General features: G+C 55.2%; 19 protein-coding genes. 10 read left to right on the top strand and 9 right to left on the bottom strand.

What is annotated here, in order from left to right:
- Nucleotides 1–44 precede the first annotated feature (44 nt).
- Nucleotides 45–791 (top strand): sulfite exporter TauE/SafE family protein, encoded by a 747-nt coding sequence (locus tag IEX86_RS05940; protein ID WP_188865194.1) that lies wholly within the window; start codon nt 45–47, stop codon nt 789–791.
- On the opposite strand, the gene IEX86_RS05935 is transcribed toward IEX86_RS05940, so the two are convergent.
- Nucleotides 792–1,652, bottom strand: a complete 861-nt coding sequence (locus tag IEX86_RS05935; protein WP_188865193.1) for a LysR substrate-binding domain-containing protein — start codon at nt 1,650–1,652, stop codon at nt 792–794. It lies immediately after the preceding gene.
- 99 nt (nt 1,653–1,751) lie between these two features.
- Here IEX86_RS05935 and IEX86_RS25385 point away from each other — a divergent pair, with 99 nt between their 5' ends.
- Both IEX86_RS25385 and IEX86_RS05925 read left to right on the top strand, forming a co-directional pair.
- Nucleotides 1,752–1,982 carry a DUF1127 domain-containing protein gene (locus IEX86_RS25385; protein ID WP_188865192.1) on the top strand — a complete coding sequence of 77 codons (231 nt, stop codon included), beginning with the start codon at nt 1,752–1,754 and terminating at the stop codon, nt 1,980–1,982.
- A 52-nt stretch (nt 1,983–2,034) separates the two neighbouring features.
- Nucleotides 2,035–3,264: a winged helix-turn-helix domain-containing protein gene (locus IEX86_RS05925; RefSeq protein WP_188865191.1), complete on the top strand. Its 1,230-nt coding sequence runs from the start codon at nt 2,035–2,037 to the stop codon at nt 3,262–3,264.
- On the opposite strand, the gene IEX86_RS05920 is transcribed toward IEX86_RS05925, so the two are convergent.
- A complete protein-coding gene (locus tag IEX86_RS05920) occupies nt 3,245–4,591 on the bottom strand; it encodes a class II 3-deoxy-7-phosphoheptulonate synthase (protein ID WP_188865190.1) in 1,347 nt (448 codons plus the stop codon). The two genes, IEX86_RS05925 and IEX86_RS05920, sit on opposite strands and share 20 nt — an antisense overlap.
- A gap of 125 nt (nt 4,592–4,716) precedes the next feature.
- Between IEX86_RS05920 and IEX86_RS05915 the strand changes: the two genes are divergently transcribed.
- From IEX86_RS05915 to IEX86_RS05905, 3 genes are all read left to right on the top strand, one after another.
- Nucleotides 4,717–5,466, top strand: a complete 750-nt coding sequence (locus tag IEX86_RS05915; RefSeq protein WP_188865189.1) for a spermidine synthase — start codon at nt 4,717–4,719, stop codon at nt 5,464–5,466.
- A 269-nt stretch (nt 5,467–5,735) separates the two neighbouring features.
- A complete protein-coding gene (locus IEX86_RS05910; RefSeq protein WP_505909227.1) occupies nt 5,736–7,412 on the top strand; it encodes a DEAD/DEAH box helicase in 1,677 nt (558 codons plus the stop codon).
- Nucleotides 7,413–7,509: 97 nt separating this feature from the next.
- The gene (locus tag IEX86_RS05905) at nt 7,510–8,163 is read left to right on the top strand and encodes a thiopurine S-methyltransferase (protein ID WP_188865187.1); all 654 of its coding nucleotides are present in this window, start codon (nt 7,510–7,512) and stop codon (nt 8,161–8,163) included.
- Nucleotides 8,164–8,192: 29 nt separating this feature from the next.
- Here IEX86_RS05905 and IEX86_RS05900 read toward each other — a convergent pair whose 3' ends face one another.
- Nucleotides 8,193–9,578, bottom strand: a complete 1,386-nt coding sequence (locus IEX86_RS05900; protein WP_188865186.1) for an adenylate/guanylate cyclase domain-containing protein — start codon at nt 9,576–9,578, stop codon at nt 8,193–8,195.
- Between the two features lie 223 nt (nt 9,579–9,801).
- On the opposite strand from IEX86_RS05900, the gene IEX86_RS05895 reads away from it, so the two are divergent.
- On the top strand, nt 9,802–10,362 hold the full coding sequence (locus IEX86_RS05895; protein WP_188865185.1) for an NAD(P)H nitroreductase: 561 nt from the start codon (nt 9,802–9,804) through the stop codon (nt 10,360–10,362).
- Here IEX86_RS05895 and IEX86_RS05890 read toward each other — a convergent pair.
- The 4 genes from IEX86_RS05890 to IEX86_RS05875 all read right to left on the bottom strand — a co-directional run bounded on the left by IEX86_RS05890 (nt 10,343) and on the right by IEX86_RS05875 (nt 13,657).
- Nucleotides 10,343–11,677, bottom strand: a complete 1,335-nt coding sequence (locus IEX86_RS05890; protein WP_188865184.1) for a sensor histidine kinase — start codon at nt 11,675–11,677, stop codon at nt 10,343–10,345. The two genes, IEX86_RS05895 and IEX86_RS05890, sit on opposite strands and share 20 nt — an antisense overlap.
- A gap of 61 nt (nt 11,678–11,738) precedes the next feature.
- Complete coding sequence (locus tag IEX86_RS05885; protein WP_188865183.1) at nt 11,739–12,185, bottom strand: Spy/CpxP family protein refolding chaperone; 447 nt, start codon at nt 12,183–12,185, stop codon at nt 11,739–11,741.
- A gap of 130 nt (nt 12,186–12,315) precedes the next feature.
- The gene (locus tag IEX86_RS05880; RefSeq protein WP_188865182.1) at nt 12,316–12,993 is read right to left on the bottom strand and encodes a response regulator transcription factor; all 678 of its coding nucleotides are present in this window, start codon (nt 12,991–12,993) and stop codon (nt 12,316–12,318) included.
- Between the two features lie 79 nt (nt 12,994–13,072).
- Complete coding sequence (locus IEX86_RS05875) at nt 13,073–13,657, bottom strand: septation protein A (protein ID WP_188865181.1); 585 nt, start codon at nt 13,655–13,657, stop codon at nt 13,073–13,075.
- 62 nt (nt 13,658–13,719) lie between these two features.
- Between IEX86_RS05875 and IEX86_RS05870 the strand changes: the two genes are divergently transcribed.
- The 3 genes from IEX86_RS05870 to IEX86_RS05860 are packed head-to-tail and all read left to right on the top strand — an operon-like array spanning nt 13,720 to nt 16,075.
- Nucleotides 13,720–14,592 carry a PHP domain-containing protein gene (locus IEX86_RS05870; protein WP_188865180.1) on the top strand — a complete coding sequence of 291 codons (873 nt, stop codon included), beginning with the start codon at nt 13,720–13,722 and terminating at the stop codon, nt 14,590–14,592.
- Nucleotides 14,589–15,221 (top strand): L-threonylcarbamoyladenylate synthase, encoded by a 633-nt coding sequence (locus IEX86_RS05865; protein ID WP_188865179.1) that lies wholly within the window; start codon nt 14,589–14,591, stop codon nt 15,219–15,221. Before IEX86_RS05870 ends, IEX86_RS05865 begins: the two co-directional genes overlap by 4 nt.
- Nucleotides 15,218–16,075, top strand: a complete 858-nt coding sequence (locus tag IEX86_RS05860; protein ID WP_229685269.1) for a segregation and condensation protein A — start codon at nt 15,218–15,220, stop codon at nt 16,073–16,075. Before IEX86_RS05865 ends, IEX86_RS05860 begins: the two co-directional genes overlap by 4 nt.
- A gap of 3 nt (nt 16,076–16,078) precedes the next feature.
- Here the strand turns inward: IEX86_RS05860 and IEX86_RS05855 are convergent, their stop codons facing one another.
- Together IEX86_RS05855 and IEX86_RS05850 are read right to left on the bottom strand one after the other, a co-directional pair.
- Nucleotides 16,079–16,798 carry a cobalt-precorrin-6A reductase gene (locus IEX86_RS05855; RefSeq protein WP_188865178.1) on the bottom strand — a complete coding sequence of 240 codons (720 nt, stop codon included), beginning with the start codon at nt 16,796–16,798 and terminating at the stop codon, nt 16,079–16,081.
- Nucleotides 16,795–17,886, bottom strand: a complete 1,092-nt coding sequence (locus tag IEX86_RS05850; protein WP_188865177.1) for a cobalt-precorrin-5B (C(1))-methyltransferase — start codon at nt 17,884–17,886, stop codon at nt 16,795–16,797. The genes IEX86_RS05855 and IEX86_RS05850 overlap by 4 nt, the downstream gene beginning before the upstream one ends.

Raw genomic sequence — 17,886 nt, 5'->3', positions numbered from 1 at the left:
ATGTTTTGCAAGATCACCACAAGGCAATGGTTGGCAGGGCGTGTATGGATGTAATAGCGGTTGTGCTTGATATCCTGCTTGGCAGCGTTTTAGGCGTAGTAGGTGGGCTTTTCGGGATTGGAGGTGGTTTGATCGCCATTCCTGTTCTGGGGTTGGTATTTGGGCTTGATCAACAGCTGGCGCAAGGCACCGCGTTGGTCATGGTCGTTCCTAATGTGCTGGTGTCAATCATCAAGTACAACCAGCGTAATCGCATCGACTGGCGTCGTGCGGGTGTTCTCTCAGGCGCTGGCATCCTGTCGGCAGTTGCAGGAGCCATGCTGGCTGTAGGGTTGGATGCCACCCTGATGAGAAAAGGCTTCGTTGTGTTCCTGTTATTTTTGGTGGCCTATAACCTTTGGCAGTTGCGCATGAAGAGCCGTACGGTTGCCAATCCGCCTGGCGTTGGCTGGTTGGCCGTGCTGGGAGTGGCCGCGGGTATGGTCGGCGGCCTGTTTGGGGTAGGCGGCGCTGTAATCGCGACACCGATGTTGACCAGCGTGTTTGGCCTGTCTCAAGTCGTTGCGCAAGGCCTGTCCCTGACCATGGCGCTGCCTGCTACTAGTATTACGCTTGCTACCTACGCGTTTCACCATGAAGTCGATTGGCTTGTTGGTATACCGCTAGCGATCGGCGGCTTTTTTAGTGTGGGGTGGGGGGTGAAAATGGCTCACGCTTTGCCCGAGCGCCTGCTACGCGCGCTGTTTTGTGGCTTTCTGCTGGTGTGTGCTGCGCTGCTTTCACTCAAATGATCAACCGATACGGAAGCCTTCGGTAATGAAATTGGCGAGGGCCTCTGTGACCTGAGACTGACTGTTTGGGTTACGTACAAGCATGATGCGGGCAGAGGGCAGGGAAGGCAGGCCTGCCTCTTCTTCGTTGATGATTTCTATCTCAGGTGTGGTCAGGCTTTGTAGTTGCGCCGTCACGGCAAGGCCGGTGCCTACCATAGCCATGATTGCCGACAGGCTGTGGCTGCTGTAAGCAATACGGTAATCAATACCTGCTGCTTCAAGGGCATTGCACATCCACAGGCGGCAGAAACATCCATGGTTGAATGCCGCTACAGGTAAAGGGCTTCGCTCAAGAGCCGAACTGCCGACTGCCTGCATCCAACGTACGGGCTCTTCTCTAAGGGGCTGACCTATTTCGTGGCCTAGCTCGCATGTCACGATACTCAGGTCAAGATCATGTCGTTGCAGCAGTTGTAGCGAGGTCTCGCATTGGACCTCCACTTGAACGAGTGGATAGGCCTGAGCAAAGCGCAACAGGATGCCAGGTAAAAAGCGCGTGACATAGTCGTCCGGAGTGCCGAGCCGAACAGTGCCGACCATGTGTGGCTCACGCAAAGTGTTCAGCACTTCACTGTGTAGCGCCATGATTCGACGGGCATATCCCAATAGCACTTGACCTTCTGCCGTCAGGCGAACCTGACGTCCGTCCCGCTCGAACAAAGGGCGTCGGACAATATCATCTTCGAGCCGCTTCATCTGCATGCTCACGGCCGATTGCGTCCGGTTGACGACCTCGGCTGCACGTGTAAAGCCGCCGCTGTCAGCGATAGCGATGAAGGTACGTAGGAGTTCGCTATCAATACTAGGGAAAAGGCTCAATTCATCAATCTCCTGAATGCAAGGCATCAGAACTATTGGTTGGATTGATCTTAGGCGCTGTTCAACACTGATGCTACTACTTCACGAGGAGACATCAGTATGAAAACTCACTTAGATATCCGGCCTCACACCGACCACTCTGACAGGGCGCCATGTCTTTCTTTGTGGCAAAAAGCGAGTGGAGTCGTTAGAGCTTGGTGTGAACAGGCCAGACAGCGTCAAACGCTGGCTATGTTGAGTGATGACGCCCTGAAGGATTTGGGTTTAAGCCGGGCGGATGCAGAGCAGGAGAGCCGCAAGTCGTTTTGGGAGGGCCCCTTTTCACATTGATGTCTGGCAGAGGGTTGGCTAGGGTGTCCGTATCTGACCTTCGGAAGAGATCATGTCAGCTCCACTGTCCCTATCGTTGAAAGACGCCCGCCGACTTGCTCTCATGGCTCAAGGCTTTTATGGCTTCAAGCCCAAGGGCGAGGTTCGGCATCGTCACATCGAAGCGCTGATGAAGCGGCTATGCATCTTGCAGATCGACTCGGTCAATGCGCTCGTGCGGTCACATTATTTGCCGCTGTTTTCCCGGCTTGGGTTTTATCCTCAAAAACTTCTTGATGAGATGGCGTGGTCCCAAGGCAAAAGGCGACAGCTGTTTGAGTGTTGGGGGCACGAGGCGTCCTTGATGTTGATAGAAGACTATCCCTTGATGCGCTGGCGTATGGAACGCGCAGCTCAGGGACGAGGCATTTATCAGGAGCTTGCGCGAGTTGGACGTGAGCAGCGAGCCGTAATCGATTCGGTACTACAGGCTGTGCGCGAGCAAGGCGCGCTCGGGGCAGGCAGCTTGACGACCCGAGCCAGCAAGGCAGGGCCTTGGTGGGATTGGAGTGTCGAGAAGAAAGCACTGGAGTGGTTGTTTGCGGCGGGAAAAGTAACGGTGGCGGGCAGGCGTGGATTCGAGCGCCTTTATGATTTACCTGAGAACGTTATTCCCCGTGCTTTATTGGAAAAACCACAGTTAAGCGAGGCTGAAGCACAGCGTGAGTTGATCCGTCGAAGCGCTGCTGCTCTGGGTGTAGCGACCGAAAAAGACTTGCGAGATTACTATCGGCTCGACCCTGGCGATGCCAAGGTGCGTATCGCTGAGCTGGTCGAAGCCAACGAACTGGCAGTGCTGGCTGTAGACGGTTGGAAAAATCCTGCTTATAGCCTTGGCGAGCCACAGTATTCCCTGCGTGCACGGCAGGCGAGTGCGCTGTTATCACCTTTTGATTCGCTCATATGGGAGCGTTCACGCACGGAGCGGCTGTTCAATTTCAGGTATCGGCTGGAAATTTACACGCCTATACACAAGCGGGTATATGGCTACTATGTGCTGCCGTTTCTCTTCAATGAGCAGTTGGTTGCACGTGTGGATTTGCGTGCCGAGCGCGCCCATAGTCGCTTGGCTGTCCATGCGCTACATGGAGAAGGAACGCCGTTAAGCGAGGCCGCTGTTCATTCGTTGGCCGAGAATCTCCGCCAGCTAGCCAATTGGCTGGGGCTGGCGGAAATCAATCTGCATGGTAGCGCCGCAGTGCTCAAGGCACCATTGGCTGCGGTCAGCGCCGGACCTGCTTGAGGGTTTCAGCTATCATGAAGGCCAATTCCAGTGACTGGTCAGCATTCAGGCGTGGGTCACAATGGGTATGGTAACGGTCACATAAGCCTGCTTCGGTAATTGGCCGAGCGCCACCGATGCATTCAGTCACATTCTGGCCGGTCATCTCGATATGGATGCCACCCGCATAGGTGCCTTCAGCCTGATGCACCTGAAAAAACTCACGGACTTCCGATAGTACACTGGCAAAGTCCCGCGTTTTATACCCGCTGGATGCCTTGATCGTATTGCCGTGCATTGGATCCGAACTCCAGAGTACCAGGCGGCCTTCTTTTTGTACGGCTTGAATCAGGCGGGGCAGGTGATCACCTACTTTGTTGGCACCCATGCGTACGATCAGGTTCAGGCGGCCCGGATCATTTTCCGGATTAAGGATATCAATCAGGCGGATCAGGTCTTCCGTTGAGGTCGTCGGTCCGACCTTTACGCCGATAGGATTGTTTACGCCGCGCAGGAATTCTACGTGCGCCCCGTCAGGCTGGCGCGTACGGTCACCAATCCAGAGCATATGAGCGGAGCAGTCATACCAGTCGCCTGTCAGGCTGTCACGACGAACAAATGCTTCTTCGTAATTGAGCAGCAATGCTTCATGGGCCGTGAAAAAGCTGGTTTCCTTGAGCTGTGGCGCGCTTTCCAGGCCGCAAGCCCGCATGAATGCCAGGGTTTCGTCGATTCGATCCGCCAGTTGATGATAACGCTCTGCCAAGGCAGAGTTGGCAATGAAGTCCAGGTTCCATTTATGAACCTGATGCAGGTCAGCAAAGCCGCCCTGGGCAAACGCGCGCAACAGGTTCAGGGTTGCCGTAGCCTGATGGTATGCCTGCAGCAAGCGCTGAGGGTCCGGCACTCGGTTGGCTTCATCAAACGTGATGCCATTGACGATATCACCACGGTAGGCCGGTAATGTAACGCCATCCTGAATTTCTTCTCCCGAAGAGCGGGGTTTGGCGAACTGGCCAGCCATACGACCGACTTTAACCACAGGGCATCCAGCGGCAAAGGTCATCACCACGGCCATTTGCAGCAGCACTTTGAACGTGTCGCGAATCTTGCCAGCGGAGAACTCCGCAAAGCTTTCCGCGCAATCGCCACCCTGAAGCAAAAAAGCCCGGCCATGGGTGACTTCCGCAAACTGACGGCGCAATTCACGTGCCTCGCCTGCAAATACAAGCGGTGGGAAGCTGGCCAGGGTGCGCTCTACGTCGTCTAGACGCTTGGCATCGGGATAAACGGGTTGCTGCTGGATGGGTAGTGCTCTCCAGCTGTCAGGGCTCCAGGGTTGGGTCATGATGGCTACTTGCTTTACGGATTATCTAATCGGGCAAGCATGTTAACCGATTAACAACCGTCGGCGCTGATAGACGTGCTATATCAGTCTGCCTAAGATGGTGCGCTCTGTATAAAGGAGTCGACATGGATACTCAGGAGCGGTTACTGGCGGAAGTATACGATGAGCACGGTCGCATACGTGTCGTTGAGGCAGGGGAGTACCGCTTCCTTGAGTTCGGGGATGAGATTGAGCAGAGCTGCGTATCTACGGCCAACCCTGCATGGCTGGAGTATGAATACGGCCGCGCCATGTTAATGGGTGCGCTCTGCCATCCCGAGCCAGGCCGTGCCTTGTTTATGGGATTAGGAGCCGGAACGCTGACACGTGCCTGCCTTGACCATCTGCCGCTGCAGAATGTGGAGGCCATTGAGCTGCGTGAAGCTGTGCCACCACTGGCCCGCCAATACTTTGGCCTGGGGGATGACCCGAGGTTACATATACGTATTGGCGATGCGATGGATCTACTCGATAGCTGTAAGCCAGCCGATCTGATCTTCGTCGACCTCTACACCGATGTAGGGCCCTCGGCCGCTCACTTGGCCTGGGGCTTTCTGACCGGCTGCCAGAGCCGCCTGAATCCCGGGGGGTGGTTGATCATCAATCAGTGGAGCAGCACTGATGACAAGCCGTTGGGGTCTGCCTTCCTGCGTGGCATGTTCAGGCATCATTATTGGGAGTGTCCTGTGCCGGAAGGCAATGTCATCATCCTGGTGCCAGCAAGCTTCGAGCAGGTTCTAGACAAGGAAGGTCTCAAGGCTCGTGTCGAGAACATGGAACAAAAGGTAGGTTATTCGTTCGGCCATCTGGTGGATCTGATTCGTCCGGCCAGCTAAATACTTGGTCTTAAAAGCATTTTCGAGAAATGCTGGGCTAATCCTGAGTTCTCCGGTATGATACGCCTCGGTCTTTTCAGACCTTTCCGTTCAGGAACTGCATTTTCCCGGTTCGCACCGGCCTTAGCATTGCAGTGCGAACTATCCAGATGTAACACCACGTAAATTACTCATTCGCAAATCCTCACCTCGTCTGCCTGGGTGACTTCGGTCTATCGGAAATTAGCAGCACTAGGTCTTGGGTCTTTGCGATGTACAGAGGCAAGACAATGACCCAGGAAATCGGCGGTTTCGCCGCACTCGATCTCAATCCTAATATACTGGCCGCCATCAAGGCCGTCGGCTACGAAGAACCATCCCCCATTCAAGCTCAGTCGATTCCAGTCATCATGGCTGGCCATGACATGATCGGTCAGGCTCAGACAGGTACAGGCAAGACAGCGGCTTTTGCGCTTCCGCTCCTGTCTCGTATCGATCCTGCTCGTCGTGAGCCGCAAGTTCTTATTTTGGTGCCCACCCGCGAGTTGGCACTGCAGGTCGCAACGGCTTGCGAAACGTATTCCACTGAAATGCCCGGCGTTAAGGTCGTAGCGCTTTACGGTGGTGCCCCTATGGGCCCGCAACTGCGTACGCTGCGTTTGGGCGCTCAGGTTCTGGTGGCAACGCCAGGCCGCCTGTGCGACCACTTGCGTCGTGACGAAAACCTGCTTTCCACTGTTGGACGGCTGGTGCTCGACGAAGCAGACGAAATGCTCAAGCTGGGCTTCATGGATGACCTCGAGTTTATTTTCGAGGCCATGCCTGACTCACGCCAGACTGTATTGTTCTCCGCCACGCTGCCGCCATCGATCCGTGCGATCGCCGAGCGTCATCTGAAGGAGCCCAAGCACATCCGCATCGCAGCCAAGACCCAGACGGTAGCCCGCATTGAGCAGGCGCACCTGATGGTCCACGCTGACCAGAAGCCAGCCTCCGTGCTGCGCCTGCTGGAAGTGGAAAACTTCGATGCCCTGATCGCCTTCGTACGTACCAAGCAGGCCACGCTAGACATGGCTGAAATGCTGGAGCGTCAGGGCTATCGCGTTAGTGCCCTGAATGGCGACATGCCCCAGGCCCAGCGTGAAAAAGTGATCGAGTCGCTCAAGGATGGGTCACTGGACATCGTGGTTGCAACAGACGTTGCGGCACGTGGTCTGGACGTATCTCGTATCACGCACGTGCTGAACATCGACATGCCTTACGACCCAGAATCCTATGTACACCGTATTGGTCGTACAGGCCGTGCTGGTCGTGAAGGTCGTGCGCTGCTGCTGGTAACGCCGCGTGAGCGTCGTATGCTACAGGTCATCGAGCGTGTTACCGGCCAGAAGGTTGGCGAGATTCGCCTTCCCGATGCCGAAGCCGTTCTGGAAGCCCGTATCTCTCGCCTGGCGGATAGCCTGGGTGCACTGTTGGCCGATGCAGAAGAAAGCCGCGGTTCGCTGCGTGATGAGCTTTGCGAACGTCTGCAGTGTGACCCGACAACATTGGCTGCTGCGGTACTGGCCAAGCTCACGGCTGGTCGCGCACTGGATATCGACATGGTTCGTCGTGAGCAGCCGCTGACACCGGCATCTCGCCCCGATCGTGGTGAGCGTCCAAGCAGTGGTGGTCGTAGTGAGCGTGGCGAGCCACGTGATCGCCGTCCGATGGCAGCGCTGCCGGAAGGGCGCGTACGTTGCCGTACGGCACTAGGTGCACGCGATGGTATCGCTGCCAAGAACCTGCTGGGTGCTATCCTTAACGAGGGTGGTGTTCAGCGTGAGGCAATTGGCCGCATTCAGATTCGTGAATCCTTCAGCCTGATCGAGCTGCCGGAAGAGGGCCTCGAAGGGCTGCTGAATCGTCTGAAAGATACACGTGTAGGTGGCAAGCCGCTGCGTCTGCGTCGTTATCGCGAAGATTAAGTCTTTAGCAATCTGCAAAAAGCCCTGGCCTTGTGCCGGGGCTTTTTGTTTTTTGGGTATCGCGTACCCTGTACCTAACTGTAAGCAAGGAGGTTATGTGGACGCAGCATTCTGGTTAACCAAGTGGCAGCGCAATGAGATCGGTTTTCATGGGGCAGAAGTCAGTCCCTATCTTGCGCGAAACTGGCCATCGTTAGGGTTTGCGAGCGGGTCACGTGTATTGGTCCCGCTCTGTGGGAAGACGTTAGATATGGTCTGGTTGGCAGATCAAGGGGTTCAGGTCCTTGGGATCGAGCTTTCTCAGGTAGCAGTCGAGTCGTTTTTCGCTGAACAGGGGCTGAGCCCTGTGCAGGAGAAGCAGGATGAGCTGGTGCTCTACAAGGCTGGACCTTACGAAATCTTACAGGGTGATTTCTTCGACGTTAGCGTTACACATGTGGGCAAGTGCGATGGGTTTTATGACCGCGCGGCCCTGATTGCCCTGCCAGAATGTATGAGGGCTTCCTATGCTGAGCAGATGGGCAGGCTTATGCCTAAAGAGTCGCAAGGGCTTCTTGTAACTCTGGAATACGAGCAGCATAAACGCTCAGGTCCGCCGTTTTCGGTTTCGAAGCAGGAAGTGCAAACCTTATACGGTTCAGCATGGAGGCTCGAGTGTCTGGAGCGAAATGATGTGCTGGCGGAAAACGCTAAGTTCGCCAGTCAAGGAGTGACGTGGCTTGATGAAGTGGTCTATCGGATAGGTCGATAAAGAAAGGGCAGCGTACGCTGCCCTCTGGATTACAGGATAACCTTGTCCCGTAGCTTTTCGGCTGCCTGCTGCAACGCCTGAATGACTTTCTCCTTATCGTAATTCTGAATGCTATTAGTATCCAGATACATGGAAAAGCCGGGAGCTTCATGTTCCATGTAACTGGGGGAAGCACCCAAATCACGGCGAAAGTCCACCACTTGATAGATCTGGACGGGGCGACTGAAGCCTTTAACGCTGATCTGGCTCTTGTCACGGCACATGATCACATCCTTGATCAATGAATAGGTCTCGTGACTGATCAGGATCTCCCCCGCATCAGCTGCGCTCTCAAGCCGGCTGGCGAGGTTCACTTCACGACCGATAATGGTGTAGTCCATTCTCGTACTTGCACCAAAGTTGCCTACTGTGCAGTAACCAGTATTCAGGCCCATTCTGATCTCAAGAGGCTTGGTAATCCCCTGGCTACGCCACTGCTGCCTGAGCACCTTCATATGCTTGCGCATGGCAATGGCCATGGATACTGCCGCAACTGCGTCTTTTTTGGCGCCTTGGGTATTAGGGTCGCCAAAGAATACCATCACGCAATCACCCACGAATTTATCAATAGTGCCACCGTACTTGATGGCAATTTTCGACATCTCGTTAAGGTAATTGTTGAGCATATCCGTCAGGGCTTCGGCTTCGAGTTCCTCAGACAGCTCCGTAAAGCCCTTGATGTCGGAAAAGAATACGGTGAGCTTTTTACGCTGGGTTTCAAGAATGACGTTCTTTTTACCGGTAAAGATCGACTCCCATACTTGGGAAGGCAGGTACTTGGAGAGGTTGTGAGCCAGGTTTGCTGCTTTCTCATGTTCGAGCTTGAGCTCTTCCTGCGCCTGACGCAGGCGAAGTCTTTGCTCATACATGAAATAAGCCGTCATGCAGAGGTGTAGGCTGGTGCCCACGATGCTCACAAACGTGACCAGAAGCGGTGTATGCGGCTCAATATGCTCCAGTGCAATTGCGCTGGTTGCCAGCAAGGCGCTAAAAGCCGTCAGCAGTGCAATAGCGGCATAGCGGCCTCCGCCCATCAGTAGGGAGGTAAATGTCAGGAGCAGCAGGATCATGAAGCTGGGCACGAGCGAAAAACCCAGCAGTAAAATGCTGCCGCCTGCATGAATGGAATCAATGAACAGCAGGATCAGGTCGGTTTCCTGATTGCGGTTGCGACGAAAGCGTATGCTGATCTGCTGGGCCACATGGGGATACAGCAGCGTATACGGAACCAGCCACAGTATGTTGTATGCAAAGTGATTGGCATAGGCGCCTGCAGCAATCGTGGCTGCCAGGGCAAGATACGCCAACGCACGAGAATAGTATTCGCCTAAATACTCAGATGGGCTGTTGGCGTGTCGATGGTTCAGGAACTTCATGGAGTCCATCCATCTGAAAGAAAAAGTAGTGCCATAGTAACCCTCGGAAGTCTTGCAAAGAGCCGTGCCAGGATAGCGTCACTGGCGAGGGCGATCTTATCTGAGGTCGTTATTCTCGTCCAAAGTCTTTACTTGTTGCCGATGAGCAGAAGTTTGGTATGGAGTAATGGCACACTTTGCCGGGTCTGTACAACAATGGTCATTTTGATGAAAAGAGGTGTTCATGGATGCACTTGATGTGCTGCTCAATCGCGTTTCCGTTGCTCGTCTGGCCGAGCCTGCACCCACGGCGGAGCAGTTGGAAATCCTATTCGCGGCCGCTCTGAGAGCGCCCGATCATAAGCAGTTGCGCCCTTGGCGCTTCCTAACGATTCAAGGGGAAGGACGCCAAGCGCTGGGTGAATTATTTTCCAGGGCTATCCTGACCCGCAATCCAGAAAGTGCACCAGAGGCGCTAGCCAAGGCGCGCAATATGCCAATGCGTGCCCCTTTGCTGGTTGTAGCGGTCGCCTGTATTCAGGAGCATCCCAAAGTGCCAGCACAGGAGCAGATCCTGGCGGCAGGCTGTGCCGCTCATGGCTTGGAATTAGCGGCCTATGCTATGGGGCTGGGTGCTATATGGCGTTCCGGTGATCTTACCCATGATCCCGTCGTACGTAAGGGGTTAGGTATCGAGGCTCATGAGGAGATTGTTGGTTTTATTTACCTGGGAACACCCGAGCTCGCTCCGCGCAAGCCGGTAGCACTGGAAACGAAACAGTTCGTCAAGACTTGGCCCGCGTGATCAGGCTTGCAGGAAACTCCAGGGTGGCAATGAAGCCGCCCTCGGCATGATTAGCAAACAGGAGCTTTCCACCGTGTCGCTCGACGGCGCGTCGAGCGATAGCAAGGCCAAGGCCATAGCCCTGGCTGGTCTGGTTGGGTGCGCGGTAGAACGGTTCACCCAGCCGCGGCAAGTCCTTTTCCGCAACACCTGGTCCATGATCGCGCACGCTGATACTTAGTATTTCTTCAGTTTGGCATGTGGTGATTTCCAGCGGTACCTCAACAGGATTGAAGCGCAGCGCATTACGGATCAAGTTGTCGAGGGCTCGTTCAAGCAAATCGGGCCAGCCGTGCAGCATTACGTTGGCTGACACTTTCACATCGATACGCTGCTCGGGCGAGGTCAGCTGGGCGTCGTCGCATAACTGCTCAATGAGGGCGCTTAATGGAATATCGGCCCGATCGCCGGATTCGCTATCCAGCCGGGCCAGCGCCAAGATCTCGCCAATCAGATTTTCCAGGCGATTGCATTCCTGCTCCAGCCTTGGCCACATAGCCGCACGATCCTCAGGCGTCGCACGCTCAGCCAAGGCAAGTGCAATACGGAGCCGGGCAAGGGGAGAGCGTAATTCATGGGAAACGTCCCGGAGCAGTTGCCGTTGACTGACAATAAGACTTTGCAGGCGATCACCCATTCGGTTGAAGTCCTGCGCGAGTACGCCAAACTCGTCTCTGCGTCGTGAGAGCTTGGCTAGGCTATCCTGCTGATAAGCTGTCCGCCCCAGATCATGAACAGCGCTGCGTAAGCGGTTCAGGGGGCGAGTGATGGCCAATGTCAGCAACAGGCTGAATAAAGTCAGAACCACGCAGGCAATGGCCAACACGCTAATCGGGAAGAGCAATGAGTCGCGCCGCCAGGCGTTCAGCTCAGGGAGCGGGATGTGATAGATGAACAGGTAGCTGCGCCCGCTTTCACTGCTGGTGTATTCGGTGGTTATTCTTCGCCATGGCGGAGACCTTCTGGGGCCACGCTTTTCCATTTCCATGACGTGTGGCGGAAGTGTGCCGGGTATAAGGGGTGTTCCGTTTTCACCCAGTACCTGTATATCGACGCCAAAGCGGCGTTTACGGCGCTCAAGTAATCGTTGAGCCGCCTCTTCACCAGCATGCTCATAGCGTTCGACCCACTGGGGTGGAAGTTGTTGAAGGCCAGGATGACGCGACAGGATCCAGGAATCCTGATCGAGGATATGCCCCAGGAGCATTGTCAGGCCGACTGCCGAAAGGATTGCCAGCCAGAAGGTGCCGAATACTCGCCAGAACAATGTTCTCAAGACCATTTAGAACCTTAGTGCAGATATAAAGCTGCCCAGCAGGGCTGGGCAGCTTTATACATCAGTTGGATTTATGTTCTTTCTTCCACTGCTGAAACTCAGCCCACTCTGCTTTACGCTGCTCCTGCTTTTTGGCGAGCTCATCAAACTTCTTCTGTTGCTCAGGTGTGAGTTGATCGCGGATGGCTTTCTGCGTCTTTTCACGGTTTACCTTGAGCTCATCCTTCATGGCCTGCTGCTCTTTCTCTGGCAGCTTGTCCAGATACTTGTGAGTAATGTCCTGGCGATCATGCATTCCCTGGCTCATCAGCTTGCCTATGGCGCGATGCTGTTCAGGTGTCAGGTTAAGCTCACGAAATGGACCACCCATCATGTCACGATGGCCCTTGGCGCCGTCCTTGTGCATGCCGGGTGGAGGTGGTGGCATGTCATCGGCTGGCGCAGGCGCTGCAAAAGACAAGGTAGGCAGCAGGGACGCGAACAGCAGGGCTGGAATCATCTTGCGCATAAGGTTCTCCTTTTTGAGAGCCGGTATCGACCGGATGAGTCCACTTTAACGGAGGCAAGGTCAGGTGCGGTCAATCAAGGTAAAGCTTGGGTAAATACGCGGTCAGCGAAATGGGGTGGTGCTGTGTTTGTTATTCACTGTAGTAATAGCCACGGCCCCGAATGGCCATGATGCGGGGCCTTCCATCCGCGTGAGCGCCAAGCTTCTTGCGCAGATTGCTGACATGCATATCCAGACTGCGATCGTAAAGGGTGAGCTTACGTCCCAATGCAATCTGGGCCAGGGCCTGCTTATCTAAAGGATCACTGGGCTGGCGAAGCAGTGCTTCCAGGATACGGCTTTCTGTAAGGGTCAGATTGACCTCGTGCTCGCCAATGTTGGCGACGCCTCGGGCAACGCTTAAGGACAGATCGCCCAGTTGCAGCCGAGCTGCAGGTTGTGCCGGGTGGCTGCGACGTAGAACGGCGCGCAGGCGTGCGGTCAGCTCCCGTGGGTCGCAGGGCTTGGCCAGATAGTCATCGGCACCCAGCTCCAGGCCCAGGATTCGATCCAGTGGTTCACCGCGGCCAGACAGCATCACGACAGGCAGCTCGGGATAATCGCTGCGCAGCCGTTTGAGCAACTCAAGGCCACTGCCGTCGGGCAGCATGACATCCAGTACGACTACAGAAGGGGTATGATTGGCCAGTTCCTGACGAGCAGTTACGCCGTCATGGCTGGCACGCACCTCGAATCCTTCCTGCTGCAACCAGGCTCCTAGTAGATCGCACAGCTCACGATCATCATCGATCAGAAGAATTTGACTCATTACGTTAGGCTCGCTGGAAGCCGGAAGTAGGCTGCCGAATAGTTATAAGCCGGCAGCCGTATAGCGGGCTTCAATCGTTCTAGGATTTCTTGGAGTCGCTGTCGTGTAGATGTTTGGACAGGTAAATGCCTTGGCCAATCATAAAGAGCAGTGTCATGCCCAAGCTGCCAAACACCTTGAAATCCACCCAGATGCTTTCGAACGTGAAGGCTACGAACAAATTGGCAAAGCCGCAGACCAAGAAAAAGAAGATCCAGGCGATGTTCAGGCGTACCCAAATGGAATGGGGCAAGGTCATGGCATGGCCTAGCATCCGCTCGATCAAGGGCTTTTCACCAATGAAATGGCTGCCAATGAAAGCAAGGGCGAATAGCCAGTTAACCACAGGCGCCTTCCACTTGAGGAACGTTTCGCTATGGAAGGCCAGTGTCATACCGCCAAATACCAGGCAGGCCACCAACGTTAGCCATTGACCTTTTTCCAGGCGACGCTGCTGGATAAAGAGAATGCCATAGACGATGACCGAGGCAATGATCAATACCGCTGTCGCGCTAAAGATACCGCCTAGGGAAAAGGCATGGCCTGCAAACTCGACAGTTCGAGGTTCAAGCTTGAAGACGATGAAGAACAGGAGCAGGGGGATGAAATCGATTAGTTGTTTCATTTAAGCAGCCGGAGCCAATACATCCGGGCATAATAACAGACGAATCAAGACGAGGAACCAGGATGCGTGTCGATCTACACTGCCACAGTACGGCTTCCGATGGGACTCTAGCCCCAGCCGAGGTAGTTACACGTGCCTACGAGCGGGGCGTTCGACTATTGGCCCTGACTGATCACGACACGTTGGAGGGGTTGCCCGCAGCACGACAGGCGGCCGAGAACCTGGGATTAACGCTGCTTACAGGCGTTGAGCTCTCTTGTACCTGGGGCGGGGCGACAATTCATGTATTGGGCTACGGTTTCGATAGTGAATCTCCTGAAATGAAACAGGCGTTGGATGCCCTTTACAAAGGCCGCTGGGCACGTGCCGAAGAGATTGACCGGCGTCTTGCAGCCAAAGGAATGCCTGGGGCGCTTGTGGGCGCTCAGGCGATCCAGCAAGCGCTGGGCGATAGCCGTAATGCGCCTTCCCGCCCTCATTTTGCCGAATTTCTGGTGCAGGCCGGTCATGTAAAGGACAGGAGCGAAGCGTTCCGAAAATGGTTGGGGGGCGGCAAGATTGGCGATGTGAAACAGCATTGGCCAACCTTGGATGAAACAGTCAAAACCCTGCGCGCAGCCAAGGCCTGGATCAGTCTGGCTCATCCACTCGCGTACGACTTCACACGCACCAAGCGGCGTAAGCTGATTGGTGACTTTATTATGTCCGGTGGGCATGCCCTGGAAGTGGTCAATGGGGTGCAGCCTGCGGAACAGGTTGGCATGTTGGCAATTCTGGCGCGTGAGTTTGGTCTGATGGTCAGTGCCGGAAGCGATTTTCATACGCCAAGTGATTGGTCTGATTTGGGCATGTACCGCCCAGTGCCTGAAGACCTGCCACCGCTATGGTCGCGTTTCGGTCATGCCATTTACCCCGCTAATCAGGAGCCAACGTGAGCCAGTATATTGAGATACATCCACAAAATCCTCAGCCGAGGTTGATTCGCCAAGCGGTGGATATCATCCAAAGTGGGGGCGTTATTGCTTATCCAACCGACTCGTCTTACGCATTGGGCTGTCGTATTGGTGAGAAAAATGCCGTAGAACGTATTCGCCGCATTCGGCAGTTGGACGATAAGCATAACTTCACTTTAGTGTGTAGTGATCTTTCCGAACTGGGCCTGTATGCCAAGGTTGATACAAGCACCTTTCGCCTGCTTAAGGCTCATACGCCGGGGCCGTATACTTTTATTCTCAATGCCACGCGCGAGGTGCCACGTATTCTGTTGCATCCCAAGCGCCGTACCATCGGCGTGCGTGTGCCCGAGCATCCTATTACCCAGGCATTACTGGAGGAGTTGGGCGAGCCGCTGATGAGCGTCAGCCTGATCATGCCTGATGAAAAGGAAGCGCTCTCTGACCCCTATGAAATGAGAGATCAACTGGACCATCTCGTTGATTTGATTATCGATGGCGGTATGGGGGGGCTTGAACCCTCTACAGTGATTAGCCTGACCGACAGCGAGCCGGAAGTGTTGCGTATTGGCGCGGGTGATTCAGAGCCTTTCGAGCGTGAGCGTGCATGAGTGAGTCAGGCAGCCCTGAAGTTGTTGAGCCTGTTGAGCGTGTAGAGACTGCGGTACCTCTGGTATATGGGCAGGCTTTTACCGAGTTACCGCAGGACCTGTACATTCCGCCTGATGCGCTCGAAGTATTTCTTGAGGCGTTTGAGGGGCCGCTTGACCTGCTGCTCTATCTGATCCGTAAACAAAACGTCGATATTCTCGATATTCCTGTGGCTGAGATTACACGTCAGTACATGGGCTATGTAGAGCTTATGAAGTCAGTTCGCCTTGAGTTGGCAGCTGAATATCTGGTGATGGCTGCCATGTTGGCTGAGATCAAGTCACGCATGCTGCTGCCCCGGTCCTCAGAGATTGAAGAGGAAGAAGGTGACCCACGGGCTGAATTGATTCGCCGGTTACAAGAATATGAGCGTTTCAAGAAAGCAGCTGAGGATCTGGATACATTGCCTCGGGTAGGGCGTGATATTACCGTGCCGACGTTACCGGCCCCTGAAGCCAAGGCACGTAAGCTTTTACCGGATGTCAGCCTGAATGAGTTGATGCTGGCAATGAGCGAGGTTATGCGGCGGGCCGATCTCTTCGAGAGCCACCAGGTATCACGAGAGACGTTGTCGACCCGCGAGCGTATGAGCGATGTGCTAGAGCGGCTCAAAGGAGGCCATTTCGTGCCTTTTATTGCCTTGTTCACTGTCGAGGAGGGCCGAATAGGTGTGGTGGTGACCTTTATGGCAGTTCTGGAATTGGTAAAGGAGTCTCTTATTGAACTGGTGCAGAACGAGCCTTTTGCGGCAATCCATGTGAGGGCTCGAGGCGGAGAGGGGTCTGTTGCCGAGGTGAGCTCCGCCGAGGCCTGATATTTATCTGAGGTCTAGCGCCTTCACTAAGGTATCCACCGAAGTGAAGATCCGATCCGCCTGTGGTAGGGCAGGCCGGGTACGCATCAGGACAGGAATGTTCAGTTCTCGCGCAGCAATCAGTTTTGCCTCGGTGGCCGCACTACCACTGTTTTTACAAACGATTACCTCAATCTTTTGCTCTTTTAAGAGCGTGTACTCGTCTTCCAGCCGGAACGGCCCTCTTGCGCTCAAAAGGCTAACGTTAGGGTGCATTTGTTCCGAGCCCAGGCAGCGCACCCACCAGTGTTGGTGGCGAGGGATCTCATCCAGATGATTTAACGGCTCTCGGCCAAGGGCCATGAGTACGCGCGTAAAAGATGCGAGTTGAGCCATCATGTCGGGCCACTCCCGCCAGTCGTGCCAATCATCATCAGCGGAAGGGTGCCAAAGCGGGCGGCGCAATACCCAGTAGGGTATGCCCATTTGCCTGGCGGCTTCGTGAGCGTGTCGGCTGATCTGTTCGGCATAGGGATGTGTCAGATCAAGTAACAGATCAACCTGTTGTTCGCCAAGAAAGTGCTTCAACCCGTCGATACCACCAAAGCCGCCTACATGACAGTGGCAGGGCAGGTCGTCTGGCACCTGGCCCAGGCCGGCCAGGCTGTAAATAGCATTGGCTGGCAATTGATAGGCCAAGCGCAGTGCTTCGGTAGTACCACCGAGTAGCAGAATCCGGTTCAAGACGCACTGCCCATCAGGTTGCCAGCTCGGTCGATGGCAAAGACATCGAGGGCAGTGCTGGCAGGTAACTTGCTCAAGGCCACGTTGTGGGCGAGTCGGCAGATATGATCCGCCAGGGGATAGCCTGCTTCGTGGGACAACTTGAGTGCCTGTTGGCTAGTGGTGCATGAGCCCATGGCTGCCTGTAAAGCAGCATCCGCGCCCAGACTTGCGGCCTGCTCAGCCAGCCAGGGCAGGTCTATGCTGGAGCTACGGCTGTGCAGGTCCATATGGCCGGCTGCAAGCTTGCTGATCTTGCCAAAGCCGCCACAGAGCGACAACCTTGGCACGGGCACGCGTTTAACATGCTTTAGTACCGCGCCGACAAAATCTCCCATTTCGATCAACGCAATTTCCGGTAGATCGAAATAGGCTTGCATGGCTGCCTCGCTGACGTTACCCGTACAGGCAGCCAGGTGAAGCTCGCCATTGGCGCGAGCGACATCAATCGCTTGCTGGATAGAGGCGATATAGGCTGCACAGGAGAAGGGCCGAACAATGCCGCTCGTACCTAGAATAGACAAGCCTCCCAGGATACCCAGGCGCGAGTTCATGGTTTTGAGTGCAAGCACCTCGCCGTTTTCAATACCAATGCTCACCTGAAAGCCGCCGCGGTAGCCGCAGCTGTGGGCGAGCCGTTCCAGATGATGGCGCATCATCTGTCGAGGTACCGGGTTGATAGCGGGTTCACCGACATCCAATACCAGGCCGGGCCGGGTTACGGTGCCAACACCAGGGCCAGCCTGAAAGATGAGGCCAGGCTCTGTCGTCAGTCTGACCTGGGCAAAAACCCGCGCACCATGGGTTACGTCTGGATCATCTCCGGCATCCTTGATGATCGAGGCGAGGGCGCCTGTGGCCGTTCGCTCGCAGCGCTCGATACGAAGCAGGAGTGTTTTTTCACCTTTGGGCAGATCAATGGTGAGTGCGTCGCTGGGTTCGCCCAGCAGGAGCAGGCGTGCCGCTGCCAGGCTGGTAGCCGTGGCGCAGCTGCCTGTCGTAAAGCCGCTGCGCAAGGGGCCTTTGCGTTCGGGAGACTCCTCTCGCAT

Source organism: Pseudomonas asuensis (assembly GCF_014646755.1).
GTDB classification, from domain to species: domain Bacteria; phylum Pseudomonadota; class Gammaproteobacteria; order Pseudomonadales; family Pseudomonadaceae; genus Chryseomonas; species Chryseomonas asuensis.
The sequence above is the reverse complement of the archived record's forward strand: the minus strand, read 5'-3'. Positions and strand labels throughout refer to the sequence as shown.